Raw genomic sequence first — 267 nt, 5'->3', positions numbered from 1 at the left:
CCACGGCACCGGCGAATTCGCCGGCGTGCACCGCATCTCCGACGTGCTCGGCAGCTACGCCTCGGCCGAGGCCCACGCCGGCGCGGCGCGTTCGAGCAAGGCCCAGGTGATGACCAAGGGCGAGGTCTCGCTGGCGCTGGCCGGCACCGGCCAGGGCTGGGATCTGGGCGTGGCCTTCGGTAAGTTCACCCTCTCGCGCTGAATCTGCCGCGCCGCTGACTGGATCGCTAACGCGCCGTGGCTGCGCGCTGAACTGGCGCCGCGCCG

1 protein-coding gene is annotated in these 267 nt (G+C 72.7%); it reads left to right on the top strand.

The window, feature by feature from the left end; all coding sequences use genetic code 11:
* The coding region (locus HKX41_11775; protein ID NNC24812.1) for a hypothetical protein at window positions 1–202 on the top strand (202 nt) is incomplete at its 5' end.
* Window positions 203–267 lie beyond the last annotated feature (65 nt).

The sequence above is a fragment of the Salifodinibacter halophilus genome, from assembly GCA_012999515.1.
GTDB classification, from domain to species: domain Bacteria; phylum Pseudomonadota; class Gammaproteobacteria; order Nevskiales; family Salinisphaeraceae; genus Salifodinibacter; species Salifodinibacter halophilus.
This window is presented reverse-complemented; position numbering and strand designations above follow the sequence as displayed.